Source organism: Paludifilum halophilum (assembly GCF_002245355.1).
In the GTDB taxonomy this organism is placed as follows: Bacteria; Bacillota; Bacilli; order Thermoactinomycetales; family DSM-45169; genus Paludifilum; species Paludifilum halophilum.
Window position 1 is genome coordinate 1 of record NZ_NOWF01000179.1, and the last position, 392, is coordinate 392.

The window sequence follows — 392 nt, forward strand, 5'->3', positions numbered from 1 at the left end:
GGTCGGGGATCACCGCACGTCCTAACGCACCCGCCAGATGCATGCCGAACATCAGGATTGCAACAACGATCGTCCCGATAATAATACCCCGGTGAACGGCTTTGCTGTCTTTATACGAGATACAACGCACGGCGGTATGCGGCAGGCCAATAACACCAAAGCACACCAGCACCCAGAACGACGTCATAAATGTTGGCGAAAGGATATCATCCGCACCCTGTGGGGAAATCAGTTTCGGGTCAATCGCTTCCAGAGTTTCAACGGCATGGCTCAGACCACCTGCGGCGTGGACAATTCCCACCAGCAGAACGATTGTGCCGACGAGCATCACCATCCCCTGCAGCGTATCGTTCAGCACGCTGGCGCGAAATCCGCCAAACGCGGTATACAGC

The 392-nt window shown here is 55.6% G+C and carries 1 protein-coding gene; it reads right to left on the bottom strand.

Annotated elements, in window-relative coordinates; translation table 11 throughout:
* Window positions 1–392, bottom strand: a 392-nt coding sequence (locus tag CHM34_RS18750; RefSeq protein ID WP_439116351.1) for a sodium:solute symporter family transporter, incomplete at both ends; no start/stop codon positions are given.